Source organism: Streptomyces sp. NRRL S-455 (assembly GCF_000717875.1).
Lineage (GTDB): Bacteria > Actinomycetota > Actinomycetes > Streptomycetales > Streptomycetaceae > Streptomyces.
The window spans coordinates 63,912-82,071 of the sequence record NZ_JOCT01000004.1 but is presented as its reverse complement, the minus strand read 5'-3'; the positions used below and the strand labels follow the sequence as shown (position 1 = coordinate 82,071).

Annotated in this window: 17 protein-coding genes and 2 tRNA genes; 12 read left to right on the top strand and 7 right to left on the bottom strand. The window is 70.1% G+C overall.

The annotated features are described in order from the left end of the window. The first annotated feature begins 120 nt into the window (after positions 1 to 120). From IE97_RS0105990 to IE97_RS0105980, 3 genes are read left to right on the top strand one after another with little or no spacing between them, the layout of a single operon-like run. Complete coding sequence (locus IE97_RS0105990; RefSeq protein WP_030232366.1) at positions 121 to 1,896, top strand: TerD family protein; 1,776 nt, start codon at positions 121 to 123, stop codon at positions 1,894 to 1,896. A gap of 11 nt (positions 1,897 to 1,907) precedes the next feature. Next, the gene (locus IE97_RS0105985) at positions 1,908 to 2,588 is read left to right on the top strand and encodes an AIM24 family protein (protein ID WP_030232363.1); all 681 of its coding nucleotides are present in this window, start codon (positions 1,908 to 1,910) and stop codon (positions 2,586 to 2,588) included. Between the two features lie 17 nt (positions 2,589 to 2,605). Beyond that, positions 2,606 to 3,361 carry an AIM24 family protein gene (locus IE97_RS0105980; RefSeq protein ID WP_030232360.1) on the top strand — a complete coding sequence of 252 codons (756 nt, stop codon included), beginning with the start codon at positions 2,606 to 2,608 and terminating at the stop codon, positions 3,359 to 3,361. A gap of 148 nt (positions 3,362 to 3,509) precedes the next feature. Here the strand turns inward: IE97_RS0105980 and IE97_RS0105975 are convergent, their stop codons facing one another. Together IE97_RS0105975 and IE97_RS0105970 are read right to left on the bottom strand one after the other, a co-directional pair. Continuing rightward, on the bottom strand, positions 3,510 to 4,037 hold the full coding sequence (locus IE97_RS0105975; protein WP_030232357.1) for an NUDIX hydrolase: 528 nt from the start codon (positions 4,035 to 4,037) through the stop codon (positions 3,510 to 3,512). Then, positions 4,034 to 5,485 (bottom strand): zinc-dependent metalloprotease, encoded by a 1,452-nt coding sequence (locus IE97_RS0105970; RefSeq protein WP_030232354.1) that lies wholly within the window; start codon positions 5,483 to 5,485, stop codon positions 4,034 to 4,036. The genes IE97_RS0105975 and IE97_RS0105970 overlap by 4 nt, the downstream gene beginning before the upstream one ends. A gap of 192 nt (positions 5,486 to 5,677) precedes the next feature. Between IE97_RS0105970 and IE97_RS0105965 the strand changes: the two genes are divergently transcribed. The 4 genes from IE97_RS0105965 (at position 5,678) to IE97_RS0105950 (ending at position 8,829) form a co-directional block, all read left to right on the top strand. Beyond that, positions 5,678 to 6,799, top strand: a complete 1,122-nt coding sequence (locus IE97_RS0105965; protein WP_030232351.1) for an SDR family oxidoreductase — start codon at positions 5,678 to 5,680, stop codon at positions 6,797 to 6,799. A gap of 94 nt (positions 6,800 to 6,893) precedes the next feature. After that, entirely contained in the window at positions 6,894 to 7,355 is a 462-nt protein-coding gene (locus IE97_RS0105960) for a molybdenum cofactor biosynthesis protein MoaE (protein ID WP_030232348.1), read from the top strand. A 115-nt stretch (positions 7,356 to 7,470) separates the two neighbouring features. Next, the gene (locus tag IE97_RS42410) at positions 7,471 to 7,635 is read left to right on the top strand and encodes a hypothetical protein (protein WP_199807088.1); all 165 of its coding nucleotides are present in this window, start codon (positions 7,471 to 7,473) and stop codon (positions 7,633 to 7,635) included. 102 nt (positions 7,636 to 7,737) lie between these two features. After that, positions 7,738 to 8,829, top strand: coding sequence for a PDZ domain-containing protein (locus IE97_RS0105950; RefSeq protein WP_030232345.1), 1,092 nt, complete (start codon positions 7,738 to 7,740; stop codon positions 8,827 to 8,829). Between the two features lie 48 nt (positions 8,830 to 8,877). Here the strand turns inward: IE97_RS0105950 and IE97_RS0105945 are convergent, their stop codons facing one another. Then, complete coding sequence (locus tag IE97_RS0105945; protein ID WP_030232342.1) at positions 8,878 to 9,420, bottom strand: PPA1309 family protein; 543 nt, start codon at positions 9,418 to 9,420, stop codon at positions 8,878 to 8,880. A 163-nt stretch (positions 9,421 to 9,583) separates the two neighbouring features. Between IE97_RS0105945 and IE97_RS0105940 the strand changes: the two genes are divergently transcribed. The 4 genes from IE97_RS0105940 (at position 9,584) to IE97_RS0105925 (ending at position 14,869) form a co-directional block, all read left to right on the top strand. Continuing rightward, the gene (locus IE97_RS0105940; protein ID WP_234310754.1) at positions 9,584 to 12,520 is read left to right on the top strand and encodes a UPF0182 family protein; all 2,937 of its coding nucleotides are present in this window, start codon (positions 9,584 to 9,586) and stop codon (positions 12,518 to 12,520) included. Between the two features lie 57 nt (positions 12,521 to 12,577). After that, a tRNA-Met gene (locus IE97_RS0105935) sits at positions 12,578 to 12,651 on the top strand. A gap of 233 nt (positions 12,652 to 12,884) precedes the next feature. Further along, entirely contained in the window at positions 12,885 to 14,702 is a 1,818-nt protein-coding gene (locus IE97_RS0105930) for a tetratricopeptide repeat protein (RefSeq protein WP_199807087.1), read from the top strand. Positions 14,703 to 14,795: 93 nt separating this feature from the next. Further along, positions 14,796 to 14,869, top strand: a tRNA-Met gene (locus IE97_RS0105925). 119 nt (positions 14,870 to 14,988) lie between these two features. Here IE97_RS0105925 and IE97_RS0105920 read toward each other — a convergent pair. The 3 genes from IE97_RS0105920 to hisN all read right to left on the bottom strand — a co-directional run bounded on the left by IE97_RS0105920 (position 14,989) and on the right by hisN (position 16,879). Beyond that, on the bottom strand, positions 14,989 to 15,405 hold the full coding sequence (locus IE97_RS0105920) for a Fur family transcriptional regulator (protein ID WP_030232335.1): 417 nt from the start codon (positions 15,403 to 15,405) through the stop codon (positions 14,989 to 14,991). A gap of 152 nt (positions 15,406 to 15,557) precedes the next feature. Continuing rightward, on the bottom strand, positions 15,558 to 15,950 hold the full coding sequence (locus IE97_RS0105915) for a cyclic nucleotide-binding/CBS domain-containing protein (protein ID WP_030232332.1): 393 nt from the start codon (positions 15,948 to 15,950) through the stop codon (positions 15,558 to 15,560). 128 nt (positions 15,951 to 16,078) lie between these two features. Next, positions 16,079 to 16,879: a histidinol-phosphatase gene (gene hisN / locus IE97_RS0105910; RefSeq protein ID WP_030232329.1), complete on the bottom strand. Its 801-nt coding sequence runs from the start codon at positions 16,877 to 16,879 to the stop codon at positions 16,079 to 16,081. A 264-nt stretch (positions 16,880 to 17,143) separates the two neighbouring features. Between hisN and IE97_RS0105905 the strand changes: the two genes are divergently transcribed. After that, the gene (locus tag IE97_RS0105905) at positions 17,144 to 17,752 is read left to right on the top strand and encodes a TetR/AcrR family transcriptional regulator (protein WP_030232326.1); all 609 of its coding nucleotides are present in this window, start codon (positions 17,144 to 17,146) and stop codon (positions 17,750 to 17,752) included. Between the two features lie 7 nt (positions 17,753 to 17,759). On the opposite strand, the gene IE97_RS0105900 is transcribed toward IE97_RS0105905, so the two are convergent. After that, complete coding sequence (locus IE97_RS0105900; protein ID WP_030232322.1) at positions 17,760 to 18,083, bottom strand: DMT family transporter; 324 nt, start codon at positions 18,081 to 18,083, stop codon at positions 17,760 to 17,762. Between the last annotated feature and the right edge of the window lie 77 nt (positions 18,084 to 18,160).

The following is an 18,160-nucleotide window of genomic DNA, read 5'->3' as shown; positions in this document are numbered from 1 at the left end:
TCAGCCGATACGGCCGGTCAGGGTTCTGTACCGGGTCTGTACCGACAGCGTCCGGTGTCCGAGTTTGCCATTAGCCTGGCGCGACGCACTCACGTTCTGGATGGGGGACGGTCGTTACGCATGGCCAGGGAATTCCAACGCGGCCACAAGGCCAGAATCAGTGACCTCACCGCGGGCACGGATCTGTACGTAGGTGTGCAGATCTCCGGTCCGGGACTGAGCTTCGACATCAGCTGTTTCGGCCTCGACGCCGACGAACGGCTCTCGGACGACCGGTACTTCGTCTTCTACAACCAGCCGAAGTCCCCCGAGGAGTCCCTTCAGCTTCTCGGTGCCCAGGCGGGCGACACGGAGTCCTTCCGGGTGACGCTCGACCGGATCCCGCCGCAGATCAGGAAGCTGTCCTTCACGGCGACGATCGACGGTCCCGGGCAGATGTCGCAGATCGCCCCCGGCTACATCCGTATCGTCGCGGGCGGCGAGGAGGTGGCCCGCTACCCCTTCAGCGGCTCCGAGTTCTCCACCGAACGGGCCGTGATGCTGGGCGACTTCTATCTGAAGGACGTCTGGCGGTTCGCCGCCGTCGGGCAGGGCTTCGACGGCGGTCTCGACGCGCTGTTGAAGAACTTCGGCGGCGAGGTGGCCGAGGAGGAGACGCCCGAGCCCGCCGCCCAGCAGCCGCAGGCCGGCGCGGCCCCGGGCTTCGCCCCGCCCGCGTTCGGCGTCCCCGGAACAGCCGAACCGGCCCAGGCACCCTCACCGGCAGCGCCTCCAAGCCCTGCACCGGCAGCGCCTCCGGCCCCTGCACCGGCACCGGTGCCTCCCACTCCGGCGCCCGCTCCCCAGCCCGCCGCGCAGGGCTTCGCGCCCCCGGTCGGCGCCGCGCCGCCCACGGCTCCGGCGCCCGCACCCCAGGTGCACGCCGACCCGACCATCGTGGCGCCCGTGAACGCCCCGCCCGGCGGCTCCCCGGTGCCGCCCCCGGCCCCGCCGCCCGCACCGTACGGCCGGCCCGGCCAGCAGCAGCCGCCGTACGGCCAGGCCCCCGGCCAGACGGCCCCGCCGCCCCCGGGGTACGGCCAGCCCCACGTGCCCCAGGCGCCCCAGACCCTCGCGGCCCCGCCGCCCGGATACGGTCAGCCCACTCCGCCCCCGGGTTACGGACAGCAGCCGCCGTTGGGGCAGGCCGCCCCCTACGGAGCGCCTCAAGGGGCTCCCCAGGGCGCGTCGCAGGGCCCCGGCGTCGGCGCCGCTCTCCAGAAGTTCAAGGAAACCCCCACAGGGCAGCGCTGGACGCAGCAGAACAAGAAGCTCGTCCGCGTCGACCTCGGCATCGGCGGACAGCCCGTGCTGGCCCGGCAGGGCAGCATGGTGCTTTACCAGGGCAAGGTCGACTTCAGCTACAAGGGCGCCGGCTTCGCCGGACGGGTCGTGGGCAACGCGACCGGGCAGGAGATGCAGCTGATGCGCTGCACCGGCCAGGGACAGGTGTTCCTCGCCGAGAACTCGACCATGCTCCACCCCATCGAGCTCCAAGGGGACGCCGTCTGCGTCTCCGCCGACAACGTCCTCGCGTTCGACGAGAGCCTCACCTACGAGGTCCGCCGCATCGAGGGCCACGGCATCCCCGGTGGCGCCCTGTTCACCATGCAGTTCCAGGGCACCGGCACGATCGTGGTCAAGACGCACGGCACGCCCGTGGTTCTCCCGGTGACGCCCACGACGTTCGCCGACTGCAACGCCGTGGTCGCCTGGTCGGCCGCCGCCCAGGTCGTCGTCTCCAGTCAGGTGCGGATGCGCCGCAACGCCTACCCCGGTGACACCGGGGAGAGCGTGAACCTCCAGTTCCGGGGAGCACCCGGCAACTTCATCGTCGTCCAGCCGTACGAGGTCTGAGGGAGCCCGTCATGACACAGCAGCTCGCGGGCCACGCCCCCGCCCCCGTCACCGCCCGCATGGAGAACCACGGCAACCACATGCTGAAGGTCGCCATGCAGACGGGGAACGACCTCTTCGCGCGCGTGGGGTCGATGGTCGCCTACGAAGGGTTCGTCCAGTACGAGCCCAATCCGCCGGCCGTGCGCCAGATCGCCAAGGACTGGCTCACCGGCGAGGGCGCGCCCCTCATGAAGTGCTCCGGCGACGGCCTGCTCTACCTCGCCGACTACGGCGCGAACGTCGTCGTCATCAATCTCGACGGCGACGGGATCTCCGTCAACGCCACCAACCTGCTCGCCTTCGACGCCCATCTGACGTGGGGCGTCGAGCGGGTCAAGGGCCTGGCGAAGTTCGCCGGGCAGGGCCTGTGGAACACCAGGATCTCCGGGCAGGGCTGGGTCGCGCTGACCTCCCGGGGCAAGCCCATCGTCGTCGACTGCGGAGGCGGCGAGGACGAGACGTACGTCGACCCCGACGCCCTGGTCGCCTGGTCCCCGAACCTCAAGGTGAAGGGCAAGCGCAGCTTCCGGGCCCAGTCGCTGATCGGCCGCGGCAGCGGTGAGGCCTACCAGATGGCCTTCTCCGGTCAGGGCATCGTCGTCGTCCAGCCCAGCGAGGACAGCACCGACCGCCTGCGGTTCCGGGGCTGAGGGGGAGCCAGAACGTCATGCAGAGCCCGATTTTCGCCTACAACGAGCAGCAGACCCAGGAACGCTGGAGCCTGCAGAACAAGCAGATGCTGCGCGTCGCCCTGGAGGGCCACGACGACATCCTGGCCCGCAAGGGCACCATGGTCGCCTACCAGGGCCTCGTCGAGTTCGACGCCGAGTACCAGGGCCGCGACCAGGCACGCGCGCGTGCGCACACCGGTGAGGGACTCGACCTCATGCGCTGCCACGGGCAGGGCACGGTCTATCTCGCCAACCTCAAGCAGCACGTCCACGTCATGGACGTGGACCAGGACGGCCTCACCGTCGACAGCAGCTACGTGCTGGCGATGGACTCCTCGCTGCACCACGAGGTCATCGCGGTCGACAGCCTCTACGGCATCTCCGGCTCCGGGAAGTACCAGCTCAACATCACCGGCCGGGGCAAGGTCGCCCTGATGACCTCGGGCATGCCGCTGCTGTTGCACGTGACGCCCGACCGGTACGTCAACTGCGACGCCGACGCGATCGTCGCCTGGTCGACGGGCCTGCGCGTGCAGATGCAGGCCCAGACGCACTCCTCCGGGGTGTGGCGTCGGCGCGGCAGCACCGGCGAGGGCTGGGAGCTGAGCTTCATGGGCACCGGCTTCGCGCTGGTCCAGCCCAGCGAGCTGCTCCCGCCGCAGAACGCCCGGATCGGCTCGGGCCTCTCCGCCCAGTACGGCATGGGCCAGCAGGGGGCACGCGGGCAGAACCAGGGCAACGTCTGGAGCTGATCGCTCCGCGGGTTCGGCCGACGGGCTCCTGGGGGCTGCGGGCCGTAGGTGGCTGGTCGCGCAGTTCCCCGCGCCCCTTTCGGGGCGCGGCCGAGCACCAGGACATATGTAAGGGGCGACCGGCTTCACGGTCGCCCCTTACTCATGCTCAGGCCGCGAGCCTCGCCCGCGTCGCCCCCAGCAGTCGTACGACCGACTCGTCCGCCACCTCCGGAACCTCGTCGTACCCGAACCAGCGCACGTCGAGGGACTCGTCGCTGACCGTGTGCGCGGCGTCCGGGGGCGCCAGGGCCGCGTACTGGACGTCGAAGTGCCAGTGGCAGGGAGCCGGGATCGGATGGCGGTCCAGGCGCACCGGGCCGCCCGGCAGCAGGGAGAGCCCCGAGACGCCGGACTCCTCCGTCGCCTCACGCAGGGCCGCGGCCGCGAGCGAGCGGTCACCCGGCTCGCAGTGGCCGCCCATCTGCAACCACTTCTGCAGCTTCCTGTGCAGGGTGAGCAGCACCCGGCCGTCCTCCGGGTCGATGACCAGGGCGCTCGCCGTGATGTGGCCCGCCCGGCAGGCCTTCCACAGGCCGTCCGGGTGCTCCGCCAGGTGGTCCAGGTAGGCCTGGCGCAGATCCGTCTGGTCCTCGTACCCCTTCAGCACGAGGACCGCGTCGTCGTACAGGCTCACCCGGCGTCGTCGCCCTTGTTCTTGTCCTCGCCCTCGTCCTTCTTCTTGGGGTCGGGCTTGTCCGCCGCCTCGCCGAGCATCTTGTCGAGCTCGGAGAAGTCGATCTGCTCGCGGTGCACGAAGCCGTCCGGGTCGTCCAGGTCGGTGGCCGTCGGCAGCATGTCCGGGTGGTGCCACAGGGCGTCCCGGCCGTCGACACCGCGCGCGTCCGTGAGCGAGGCCCACAGGCGGGATGCGTCACGCAGGCGCCGCGGGCGCAGTTCCAGACCGATCAGCGTGGCGAACGTCTGCTCGGCCGGGCCGCCCGAGGCGCGGCGGCGGCGCAGCGTCTCGCGAAGGGCGTCGGCGGACGACAGACGGGGTTTCGCGGCGGCGTGGACCACCGCGTCCACCCAGCCCTCGACGAGCGCCAGAGCCGTCTCCAGACGGGCCAGGGCGGCCTTCTGCTCGGGCGTGTCCTCCGGCTGGAACATGCCCTGCTGGAGCGCCTCCTGCAACTGCTCCGGATTCTGCGGGTCGAACTGGCCGACCACGTCCTCCAGCTTGGCGGTGTCGACCTTGATGCCGCGCGCGTAGCCGTCGACCGCGCCGAACAGGTGCGAGCGCAGCCACGGCACGTGCGCGAAGAGGCGCTGATGGGCGGCCTCGCGCAGGGCGAGGTACAGCCGCACCTCCTCCTGCGGGACGCTCAGGTCCTTGCCGAACGTCTCGACGTTGACCGGCAGCAGCGCGGCCTTGCCTGCCGGGCCGAGCGGCAGGCCGATGTCGGACGAGCCGACGACCTCACCGGCGAGCACGCCGACGGCCTGCCCGATCTGCGTGCCGAACATGGCGCCGCCCATGGAGCGCATCATGCCGATCAGCGGGCCGGCCATGGCCTGCATCTCCTCCGGCAGGACGTCGCCCATGGCGGTGCCGACGCGCTCGGCGACCGGATCGACGAGCTCCTTCCAGGCGGGCAGGGTCGCCTCGACCCATTCCGCGCGGCTCCAGGCCACCGCGGAGGCGGCGCCGGACGGCAGCGACGTGGCGTCGTCGAGCCAGAGGTCGGCCAGGCGGACGGCCTCCTCGACGGACTTGCGCTCGGCGGGGCCGACGCTCGTGTCCTTGGTGCCGTCAGGGCTGCCCTGGGAGACAGTCTGGCGGGCGATCTGCTTGGCCATGTCCCAGTTCACCGGGCCGCCCTCGTAGGAGAGCATCTGGCCCAGCTGCTGGAACGCGGCACCCAGGTCGGAGGGGTTCAGCGACCCGAACATGGCTGCGAACGGATTGTCCGCACCGGGGCCGCCGGGGCCACCGCCAAAGCCTCCGGCTCCGGGCAGGCCGCCGAAACCGAACGGATTGGCCGGTCCCTGACCACCACCGCTCTGCTGGTCCTTCTTCTTGCCCTCGTCGCCGTCGTCCGGCTCCTCCGGCGGAAGGCCGAATCCGAATGGGGTGTCACTCACGGGATTCCTCGGCTGGTAGGGCCGCCGGTTCTTTCCGGCGGCACGGCTGCCCGACAACACCACCCAGCGTAGACACCCGGGGCGGATCGGGCCTCGGTGCTTCGCCGACTGACAGCCTGCGGCAGGATGGATGCCACCTGGTACGCACGCGTCGCACGTGCTCGTACTGAAGACAACCGCTGGAGACGCCCGGTGAGTTCCCCAGATCCGCAGGTTCGCGCAGCGCGAAACCAGTCAACCAGTTCCGCGAGTGCCGCGCCGCGCGGACCCGTCGTCGCGGTGACCGGCGCCGCGTACGGCGTCGGAGCGCTGCTCACCGAGCAGCTCGCCGCGTCCGACGAGGTCAAGCAGGTCGTGGCCATCGACGAGAGGCGCGGCGAGTGCGCGGCGGCGCAGTGGCACATCCTGGACGTACGGGATCCGGCCATCGCGGACAAGCTGCGCGGCGCCGACGTGGTGGTGCACCTGGCGCTGGATCTCGACCTGGAGACCGACGCGGCCGCCCGAACGGCCTACAACGTACGGGGGACGCAGACCGTCCTGACCGCCGCCGCGGCGGCCGGAGTGCACCGGGTCGTGCTGTGCACCTCGACGATGGTCTACGGGGCCCTGCCGGACAACGAGCTGCCGCTGTCCGAGGACGCGGAACTGCGGGCCACGGCGGAGGCGACGGGCGTCGGCGACCTGCTGGAGATCGAGCGGCTGGCGCGGCGGGCGCCACGGGCGCACCCGGGGCTCAACGTCACCGTGGTGCGGCCGGCCGTCCTGGTCGGAGGCACCGACACCGCGCTGACCAGGTACTTCGAGTCCCCTCGACTGCTGGTCGTCGCCGGGTCGCGGCCGGCGTGGCAGTTCTGTCACGTCGAGGACCTGTGCAGTGCGCTGGAATACGCCGTCCTGGGGAAGGTCGACGGGGAACTCGCCGTGGGCTGCGAGGGATGGCTGGAGCAGGAGGAGGTCGAGGAGCTCAGCGGAATCCGCCGGATGGAACTGCCGTCGGCGGTCGCGCTCGGCGCGGCGGCACGTCTGCACCGCATCGGGCTCACCCCCTCTCCCGCGGGCGACCTGGCCTACACGATGTATCCCTGGGTGGTGAGCGGCAGCCGGCTGCACGACGTCGGGTGGCGCCCTCGTTACACCAACGAGGAGGTGCTGGCGGAGCTCCTGGAGGAGGTCTCCGGCCGGCACACGGTGGCCGGACGGCGACTGGGCCGCAAGGACGCGACCGCCGCGGGCGCCGCGGGGGCGACGGTGGCACTGCTGGGCGCGGCGGCGGTCGTACGGCGGGCACGGAAGGCCCGGCGGCGGATCTGAGAGAGACACCCCTGCAGGCACTCCGACCGGCCCGCACGTGTGCCGGTCGACAGCTCTGTTCCGCGCTGTCGGTCCCGTGCGGCACGATGGAGGCATGGCATCCAGGAACGATCACCCCGGTGAGCAGGCCGCGCAGGACCCCATCAAGCTGATCGGGATTCGGGACACGGCCCTTACCGTGGACGAGGTGTTCCGGGCCGTCGGCGACGACGCGGCCGGCGGCACCGCGCTCTTCGTGGGGACGGTGCGCAACCACGACGGCGGCGCCGACGTGGCGGAGCTGGGATACTCCTGCCACCCCAGTGCCGAGGCCGAGATGAGGCGGATCGCCGAGAAGGTCGTCGCCGACTTCCCGGTGCGGGCGCTGGCGGCCGTGCACCGGGTGGGGGACCTCCGGGTCGGCGACCTCGCCGTGGTCGTCGCCGTCTCGTGCCCGCATCGCGGAGAGGCCTTCGAGGCCTGCCGGAAGCTGATCGACGACCTCAAGCACGAAGTGCCCATCTGGAAGCACCAGAGGTTCTCCGACGGCACCGAGGAATGGGTCGGGGCCTGCTAGAACGGGGCGCCTGCCTCCAGTTGCGTAACCGCACCCCTGGCGTGAGCGTTGTCACTGCGGATGGTTAATCTGCTGATCAGTCAGTTGCGGATGCTCGATGGGGTAGGAGGTCGGCATGGCGGCGCTCGCCTGGTTGCTGATTCCGCTTGCGGCTGCGATCGGCGCGGGGCTCTGGGGCAGTTGGGCCAACCGGACCCGCAAGACTCGGGGAGACGGCCCGGAGCTCATCGGCTACGCCCGTTTCCGCGAGGCCATGGAAAAGCCCCGGCAGGGGAGCTGACGGCCAGGGAAACAGCAGGTCACAAGCGTTTGAGACCACAGGGCCGCCCCGGACGGGCGGCCCTGACGGTGCGCTGACAGACCCGTCACGTACTGTCGAGTCATGCCACGCCGCACCGCGACGATGCTCGCCTCCACCCTGATGCTGATCGCGCTTCTGTGCGCGGGAGTATTCATCCCCGTGCCGTATTCGGAGATGTCCCCGGGACCGACGGTGAACACGCTCGGCGACCACGACGGTGAACCGGTGCTGCAGATCGCGGGGCGCAAGACGTATGCGACCAGTGGCCATCTGAACATGACGACGGTCCGGGTGACCAGCGCCGACTACCGGATGAACCTGGTCGAGGCCGTCTACGGCTGGCTGGCCCACGACAACAAGGTCGTGCCGCACGAGACGCTCTACCCGGACGGCAAGACCGAGGAGCAGTCCACCCAGGAGAACGCCGAGGAGTTCAGCCAGTCCCAGGAGAGCGCCAAGGTCGCCGCGCTCAAGGAACTCGACGTTCCGGTCAAGTCCTGGGTGATCGTCTCGACGGTCGTCAAGAGCTCTCCGGCCGAGGGAAAACTGCATGCCGGAGACGTGATCAAGGCCGTCGACGGTACGGCGGTGAAGGAGCCGACCGACGTCGCGAAGCTCGTCACGAAGCACAAGCCGGGCCAGCAGGTCCGCTTCACGATCGTGCCCGCCAAGGAGCAGGTCGCGGCGGAGCGGGAGAAGCGGACACCGACGAAGACGCAGGACGTCACCATCACCACGACGACGTCCGACGACACCGGCGAGAAGCGCGCCATAGTGGGGATCTCCGCCGGGACCGACCACACGTTCCCGTTCACCATCGACATCAAGCTGGCCGACGTCGGCGGGCCCAGCGCGGGTCTGATGTTCGCGCTGGGCATCTACGACAAGCTCACCCCGGGCAGTCTGACCGGCGGCAAGTTCGTGGCCGGCACCGGGACGATCGACGACAAGGGCAAGGTCGGTCCGATCGGTGGCATCGAGATGAAGACCGTGGGTGCGCGGGCCAAGGGCGCGCGGTACTTCCTGACGCCCGCCGACAACTGCGCGGCCGCCGTCAAGGGCACCCCCGAGGGTCTCACCCTGATCAAGGTGGACACCATCGATGACGCCCTGGGCGCCCTCAAGGACCTCCGCAGCGGCGACACGGCGGATCTGCCGAAGTGCGGCAAGTAGGCCGACGGACCGGTCGGCGGGACCGGTCCGGGCCGCACAGCCGCCCGGCTACTCCGCGAACGTCGCCGACAACGCCTCCGCCAGGCCCGGCACCAGGCCGGAGCCGGTGAGGACCTCCGTGGGGGAGTCCTTCTCGCGCAGACGCAAGGCCGAGTCGCGGGTGCCGTCGCGCAGGACCGCGACCGTCATGCGGACCTCCTGGCGCTCCGGGTGCTCCGCCACCCACTTCGTCAGCGCGGCCTCGTCCAGGTTCTTCGGAACCTGAGCCTCCGCGGACGGTGGCAGCATCAGGCGCTCCACGGTGAGGGCGCAGCCGACCACCGCGTCGGGCCAGGCGATGGTGGCCAGGAACTCGTCGAGCGGCTTGCCCGTTGGAATCTCGTCCTGCTCGATCGGGGTGAGGCCGGATTGCTCCGACTCGTCGTCCAGACCGAGCCGGTCCGCGAGCGAGGGCTGTTCGGTCCGGAGCCGTGCGGTGTCGACGAGGGCGAAGAGGCGGGCCGGCTGGTCCCAGCCGAGGCCGGAGACGTACTCGTCGATCTCGAGGACGGCCCGGGTGAGCGGGTTCGCAGCCATGGGAGTGTTGGACATGGTCACAATCCTGCCTCGTTCCTGGCCGGAATCGGGAACCGAGTAAACGGTGAGTAAGTTGCATAGGTGGGGGCCCACGATCACGGGGGCCACGTACGGTCCGTGAAGACGCGGGCCTGACGAATCAACAGCGAACTTCGAGGTGCGCACCTTGGCTTTCCAGATGCCGGACCGCGGCGGAGGCCCGACGGGGCCGCGGATCAGAGTGGGCCGCCCGTCCCGGCGAGTCCGGACCCTGCTCATGACGCTGGGCGTCCTGGCCGTCCTCGGCATGGCGTTCACCATGTTCGCGGGCTTTTGGACGGACTGGCTCTGGTACCGGTCGGTGAACTACTCGTCGGTCTTCACCACCACCCTGTGGACCAAGATCGGGCTCTTCTTCGTCTTCGGTCTGCTCATGGCCCTCGCCGTCGGCTTCAACATCTGGCTGGCGCACCGGCTGCGGCCGCCGCTGAGCGCCATGTCGATGGAGCAGCAGAACCTCGACCGCTACCGGATGGGCATCGCGCCCTACAAGAAGTGGCTGCTGCTCGGTATCACCGCCCTGGTGGGCCTGATCGCCGGTGCCTCCGCGTCCAGCCAGTGGCGTACCTGGCTGATGTGGGTCAACGGCGTGCCCTTCGGCCAGAAGGACCCCCAGTTCCAGCTGGATGTCTCCTTCTACGCCTTCGACCTGCCCTGGTACCGGTTCCTGCTCGGCTTCGGCTTCGCCGCCGCGATCCTCTCCGTGATCGCCGCCGCGCTCACGCACTACCTGTACGGCGGGCTGCGCGTCACCAGCCCGGGCGCCCGCGCCACGGCGGCGGCCACCGGGCACCTGTCCGTGCTCATCGGTGTCTTCGTGGCCCTGAAGGCGGTCGCGTACTGGCTCGACCGGTACGGACTCGCGGTCAAGTCCAGCGACTTCAGGGCGACCGACAACTGGACCGGCCTGCGGTACGTCGACGCCAACGCCTATCTGCCGGCCAAGACGATCCTGTTCTGCATCGCCGTCATCTGCGCGCTGCTGTTCTTCGCCACCATCTGGCGGCGCACCTGGCAGCTGCCCGTGATCGGCTTCGGCCTGATGGTGCTCTCCGCGATCCTCATCGGCGGCCTGTACCCGGCGATCGTGCAGAAGTTCCAGGTCCAGCCGAACGAGCAGGCCAAGGAGGCGCCGTACGTCGAGAAGAACCTCGAGGCGACGCGCAAGGCCTACGGCATCGACGGCACCAAGGTCACCGACTACTCGGGCACCGGCAACACCGAGGACAAGACCAGGCTGCGGGACGACGTCGACTCCACGGCGAGCATCCGGATCATGGACCCGAACATCGTCTCGCCGACGTTCCAGCAGCTCCAGCAGATCAGGAACTACTACGCGTTCCCGAACAACCTGGACGTCGACCGGTACGCCAAGAACGGCAAGGAGCAGGACACGGTCATCGGCCTGCGTGAGCTGAACCTCGCGGGCATCCCGAAGAAGAACTGGATCAACAACCACTTCCGTTACACCCACGGGTACGGAGTGGTCGCCGCCGAAGGCACCAGTGCGGACGCCCAGGGCCGTCCGAACTTCACGGAGTCGGACCTGCCCTCCAAGGGCGACCTCGGCACGTACGAGCAGCGCGTCTACTACGGCGAGAAGACCACCACGTACTCGATCGTCGGCGGTCCCCAGAAGGAGATCGACTACTCCGACGACAACGGCGAGAAGACCACCAGCTACAAGGGCGACAGCGGGGTCAACCTCTCCAACCCGGTCAACCGGGCCGCCTACGCGGTGGCGTTCGGTGAGCCGCAGATCCTGTACTCCGGTGCCATCGGAGACGGTTCGCGGATCCTGTACAACCGCACGCCCAAGGAGCGCGTCGAGGCGGTCGCCCCGTGGCTGACCATCGACGGCGACGCCTATCCGGCGGTGGTGAACGGCAAGATCCAGTGGATCGTCGACGCGTACACGACGACGAACGGCTACCCGTACTCCTCGCGTACGACGCTCGGTGACACCACGGCCGACTCGCTCACCGCCACCAACGACAACCGCGCGGTGGTGGCCCAGCAGAACCAGGTCAACTACATCCGCAACTCGGTGAAGGCGACCGTCGACGCGTACACCGGCGAGGTCAAGCTCTACCAGTGGGACACCAAGGACCCGGTCCTGAAGACCTGGATGAAGGCCTTCCCGGACACGGTCGAGCCCAAGAGCGACATCTCCAAGGACCTGATGGACCATCTGCGTTACCCGCAGGACCTGTTCAAGGTCCAGCGGGAGCTGCTCACGCGCTACCACGTGAAGGACGCGACGACGTTCCTCAGCGGCAGCGAGGTGTGGCAGGTGCCGGACGACCCGACGAACCGCTCGGGCAGCGCGGTGCCGCCGTACTACCTGAGCATGAAGATGCCCGACCAGCAGGCGCAGTCGTTCTCGCTGACGACGACCTTCACCCCCACCGGCCGGGACAACCTCAGCGCGTTCATGGCGGTCGACGCCGAGGCGGGCACGAGTGACTACGGCAAGATCAGAATTCTGAAACTGCCGACGAACACCACGGTGAACGGACCCAAGCAGGTCCAGAGCCAGTTCAACTCCCAAGAGGACATCGCCGAATCCATCAGGCTCCTGAGGGGCGGCGACTCCGAGGTGGAGTACGGCAACCTGCTGACGGTGCCGCTCGACGGAGGACTGCTCTACGTGGAGCCGGTCTACGTACGCGGCGGTGGACTGAAGTACCCGCTGCTGCGGAAGGTCCTGGTGACCTACGGAGGCCAGACGGCCTTCGAGAACACGCTCGACGAGGCCCTCAACAAGGTCTTCGGAGCCGACGGCGCGACTCCCGAGCCACCGGACAGCGGCGATACGACACCACCGCCGACGTCCGACAACCCGACGGTCCAACAGGCCCTGGAGGACGCCCAGAAGGCGTTCGACGCGGGTCAGGAGGCCTTGAAGGAGAACGACTGGGAGGCGTACGGCCGGGCGCAGAAGGACCTGGAGGACGCCCTCCAGCGGGCCGAGGACGCACAGGCCGAGGAGAGCCGGACCGGCGGTGCCGGGGGTGGGGAGAGCAAGCCCAGCGCCACCCCGAGCGGCAGCCCGAGCCCCAAGCCGAGCAGCTAGGTCCCTGGCCTGGTCAGACGCCCATCCCGCGCCGTGATACGGTTGTGAACACAACGGCGCGGGGTGGAGCAGCTCGGTAGCTCGCTGGGCTCATAACCCAGAGGTCGCAGGTTCAAATCCTGTCCCCGCTACTGAAGTCGCGATGTCCAAGCGACGGCGCGACACGAAGGCCCGGATTCCACAAAGGAATCCGGGCCTTCGTGATGTGTGAACGCATGTGCTGACGCTTGCTGCGGCCGCGCCGCAAGGGCGAGTTGGGGGATCTGTGTTTGACTTGTCTCTCTGTGGGCATGTCGACAAAACGCTGTAGTGACCTCACTGGCTGCGGTATACCAGGTGTACCCAGGTTGCAGGTGGTGCGACGATGGACGTTATGGGGGACAAGGGAACTCTGTTCGAGACAGGGCGTTTTGTGCAGCCTTCCAGCCGGGAGGACACCGACACCCCGGACGAGACCGGGGAAATCGCCGACGCGGAAGAGCTGCGTCAGCGGCTCGCCGCGGAGGCCGGCGACGTCGAGGCGATGAGTGTCCTCGGGGCCATTCTGCTGCGCCGTGGTGATCTCGACGGTGCCGAACCCCATTTGCGTGCCGCCACCGCTGCGGGCGACCGGGCCGCCGCCAACAACCTCGGAGTCCTGCTCCATCAGCGCGGCTACCCCGACGAGGCCGCGGGATGGTGGCGGGTCGCCGCCGTCGCCGGATCCGCGGCGGCCGCGCACGCCCTCGGTCGGCACCACCGCGAGCGCGGTGACGAACCCGCCGCCGAGTACTGGCTGCGGCAGTCCGCGGAACAGGGCCACACCCTGGGCGCGTACGCCCTCGCCGACCTGCTGGAGCACCGCGGTGACGGCGCGGCCGAGAAGTGGATGCGGGTGGCGGCCGAGCGCGGGCACCGGGAGGCGGCGTACCGGCTGGCGCGGGCGCTGGACCGCAAGGCGGCGCCGGAGGCCGGTGGTGACAACGGTGTCCCGGTGCCGGAGGAGGCCGAGCAGTGGTATCGGCAGGCCGCCGCGCGCGGGCACCGCAGAGCCGCACTGCATCTCGGGACGATCCTGGAGAAGCGCGGTGAGCTCAAGGAGGCCGGGCGCTGGTACCTGACGTCCGCCAAGGACGGCGAGGCCCGGGCCGCCTGTGCCCTCGGGTTCCTGCTGCGTGACGCGGGCGACACGGAGAACGCCGCCGTGTGGTGGCTGCGGGCCGCCCAGGACGGCGACGGCAACGCGGCGAACGCGCTGGGCGCGCTGCACGCCGAGCGGGGCGAGACCCAGACCGCCGAGCGGTGGTACCGGGCCGCGATGGACGCGGGTGACGTGAACGGCGCGTACAACCTGGGGTTGCTCTGTGCCGAGCAGGGGCGGACGCCGCAGGCCGAGCAGTGGTACCGGCAGGCGGCCTACGCCGGGCACCGGGAGGCCGCGAACGCGCTGGCCATCCTGCTGCTGAGGGGCGGGGACGAGACGGGCGCGGAGCCCTGGTTCTCCAAGGCCGCGGAAGCCGGAAGCGTGGACGCCGCGTTCAACCTGGGCATCCTGCACGCCGGGCGGGGCGAGGAGAAGGCCGCACTCGGCTGGTACGAGCGGGCCGCTGCCGCCGGGCACACCGAGGCGGCGCTCCAGGTCGGCATGGCGCGGCTGCGGGAGGGTGACGAGCAGGAGGCCGAGCGGCACCTGCGGTGTGCGGCCGGGGGCGGCAGCGCCGAGGCCGCGTACCGGCTGGCGACCGTGCTCGACGCACGGCGGCCGCCGGAGCCGGCTCACGAGCTGGGGGAGCCGGTGCACCGGCGCAGCGAGTGCGAGGAGTGGTACGAGCGGGCTGCCACGCAGGGGCATCGCCGGGCGCAGGTGCGGGTCGGCATGCTGGCGGCGGCCCGGGGAGATGTCGTCGAGGCGGCTCGGTGGTATCGGGAGGCGGCCGAGGCCGGGTCGCGGAACGGTGCGTTCAACCTGGGGCTGCTGTTGGCTCGGGAGGGGAGTGAGCCCGAGGCCGCGGTGTGGTGGACTCGGGCGGCTGACGCCGGGCACGGGCGGGCGGCGTTGCGGCTGGCCCTCGTCTACGCGCGTCGGGGGGAGCTGGCGGAGGGGCAGCGGTGGGCCGAGCGGGCGGTGTCGCTCGGGCCGGCGTCCGTGGCGGAGCGGGCGGAGCGGTTGCGGGATGCGCTTCGGCAGGAGCTGTCCGCGTGACGCCCGCCCGCGGCCAGGCGGGGCCGCGGGCGCGTGGCTCATCCAACCGATTTGCATCTGCCCTCCGCGATCACGTAACGTTTCATTCACCGACGCGGGGTGGAGCAGCTCGGTAGCTCGCTGGGCTCATAACCCAGAGGTCGCAGGTTCAAATCCTGTCCCCGCTACTGAAGGCCCAGGGCCGGAATCCACAAGGGTTCCGGCCCTGGGTGTGTTCGAGGTGTCTTCAGAGACGCGCGGAGCCCCGGCACTGACAGGTGCCGGGGCTTGATGCGTGTGAGGGTGGCTAGGCGGCCACGCAGTTGGGGCAGACGCCGCGGTATGTCACCTCGACGTCCGAGACCGTGAAGCCGAAGCGCTCCGACTCGGGGAGGTCCGCCAAGGGGTTGCCGGTCGGGTGGACGTCCCGGATCGCGCCGCACCGGGCGCAGACCAGGTGGTGGTGCGGCCGGTGGGCGTTCGGGTCGTACCGCTTGGCGCGCTGGTCGGTCGAGACCTCGATCACCTCGCCGAGGGTCACGAGCTCGCCCAGCGTGTTGTAGACGGTCGCCCGGGAGATCTCGGGCAGCTTGGTGACGGCCCGGGCGTGGACCTCGTCGGCCGTCAGATGGACGTGTTCGCCGTCGAGGACCTCGGCCACGACGCGTCGCTGCGCGGTCATCCGCCAACCGCGTCCGCGCAGCCGTTCCAGAAGGTCACTCATGACCACCAGCCTAACAGCAAAAGGGACCAGGTCCCGAACAGGTGTGAAGTTAGAGTGCTGCTGGCTTTAGACAACATCTAATGCAGGAGGGGTGGATCGCCGGTCGCGGGAACGGGCCGGGTCTCCCAGGGAGGCCCGGCCCGTACGCGCTGTCAGGCGGGCACCTGCTGGCGTGCCGGTACCCAGCAGCGGATGATGTCGCGGACCGAGACGATGCCGGCGGGCTCGTCACGGTCCAGCACGATGAGATGACGGAAGCCGCCGTGCGTCATGGCGCGGGCCGCCTCCTCCAGGGTCCAGGCCGGTGCTGCGAACACGACGTCGGTCGTGGTGTGGGCGTGGGCGCGCTCCGTGTCCGGGTCCTGCCCCAGACCCACGGAGTTCAGGATGTCGCGTTCGGTGAGGATGCCGATGCCGCCGGCGTCGGGGTCATGGACGACGGCCGCACCGACCTTGCGGGCGGACATCAGCGTGGCGGCCTGGCGAAGGGTGTGGGTCGGGCCGATCGTGAGGACGACGGTGCTCATGGCGTCACGGACGAGCATGAATGGAGCCACCTCCTGGGAGTGTCCCCGCCGTTTGTTCATCTCTTCACATTTTCACAAGCGGGCGGACTCTCAGAGTGGCAGGTAAAGGGAGGGTCAACAAGGGGGCGCTCGGTGCGGCCGGGGGCTCAGTAGCGCTGGTTGAGATACCCGAGCAGCTCGTCGTGCAGCAGACCGTTCGACGCGGCCGCGTTGCCGCTGTGCGGGCCGGGGCGGCCGTCGAGCCCGGTGAAACTGCCGCCGGCCTCCGTGACGATGATCCCCGTCGCGGCCATGTCCCACAGCGACAGCTCCGGCTCGGCGCACATGTCGACGGAGCCTTCCGCGACCATCATGTACGGCCAGAAGTCACCGTACGCCCGCGTGCGCCAGACCTCGCGGGTCAGGTCCAGGAAGCCGTCCAGGCGGCCCTGCTCCTCCCAGCCACTGAGGGAGGAGTACGCGAAGGAGGCGTCGGAGAGCTTGGAGACGCGGGAGACCTGGAGGGGGGACGCCTTCGTGAGGCTTCGGCCGGTGAAGGCGCCGTGGCCCTTGGCGGCCCACCAGCGGCGGCCGAGCGCGGGAGCGGAGACCACGCCGACGACGGGCTGGAAGCCGCCCTCGCCGGCTTCCATGAGGGCGATCAGCGTGGCCCAGACGGGGACGCCGCGGACGTAGTTCTTGGTGCCGTCGATGGGGTCGATCACCCAGCGGCGGGGGCCGGTGCCCTCGACGCCGTACTCCTCGCCGAGGATCGCGTCCCGGGGGCGGGCGCGCTGGAGTTGACCGCGGATGAGTTCTTCCGCGGCCTTGTCCGCTTCGGTCACCGGCGTCATGTCCGGTTTGGTCTCGACCTTGAGGTCGAGGGCCTTGAACCGGTCCGTCGTCGCGGCGTCGGCGGCATCGGCGAGGACGTGGGCGAGACGCAGGTCGTCGAGGTAATCGGGCATGTGACGAACGGTATCCGCCGAGGTGGGGGTGGGGCTACCGAGGGCTTGTGGGCGGGTGTGGGGGCGTTGTGGGGGCTCGGCGTTCACGGAGTGCCGGGGACTGAGGCGAGGAGTGCACCGGCCACGACCCGCACCCCCCGGAGAGGCGGCGAACTCCCCGCGCGACAAGGCCGAAACGCGCCCCCGCACGCGCTCGCGAACCCTTGACAGTGGTTCCGGGCGCGTCAAATCTGGGCGCACAACCGCTCGCCCCAAGGGGAGGCGATGATGCCTGCAGCGCGGGAGTCTCTGCTCGATGCCGCTTACACGGCGCTGGCGCGCCGACCGTGGCCCGCCGTACGCATGGTGGACGTGGCCGCGGCGGCGGGGGTGTCCCGGCAGACGCTGTACAACGAGTTCGGCAGCAAGGACGGGCTCGCCCGGGCGCTCGTGAGGAGGGAGGCCGACGGGTATCTCGCCGGGGTCGACCGCGCTCTCGCCACACACAGTGATCCCCGTGACCGGCTCACCGCCACCGCCGAGTGGACGACGTCCGTGGCCCGCGAGAACTCTCTGGTCCGCGCCATGCTCACGGGCTGCTGGAGTGAACGGCTGCCCTCCCCGGCGCTGTCGGCCGTCCCCTCCACCTCCGCCGTACCGGCCCAGCGCCGCGCGGACGGTCCGCTGCCCTCACCCGGCGACTTCGTCAGCCTCGTCCGCGACCGCGCCGTCAGCGTCCTGGCCGGACCCGGCACTCCCAGGTCCGACACCGCGGACCTGGCCCGCTCCTGCGAGCTCGCCGTCCGGCTCGCCCTGTCCTGTGTGGCCGCACCCCCAGGCGACGGCGGCGTCGCCGACCTGGTCCGCGGCGCCCTTCAGCGGCAGCCGGGCTGACCGGACGTCAGTGCGCCGACCCCGACAGCTGCAACCCGATCACTCCGATGATGACGAGACTGATCGACACGATCTTCAGCGTCGACACCAGGTCGCCCAGGAACACCATGCCGTAGATCGCCGTGCCCGCCGCGCCGATACCCGTCCACACGGCGTAGGCGGGCCCCACGTCGAGCTTCTTCAGCGACAGGGTCAGCAGTCCGAAGCTGCCGAGGGCGAAGACGCAGAACGCGACAGTCGGCCAGAGCCGTGTGAAGCCGTGTGACAGCTTGAGACACACGGCGAAGCCGGTCTCCAGCAACCCGGCCACGATGACCAGCAGCCACGCCATGAGTCGTTCCTCCCGTGTCCCACGTTCAGTGACCGCTCAGTCGGTTTGAGCTGCTCCGCCGGACTTTTCAGCCTCTG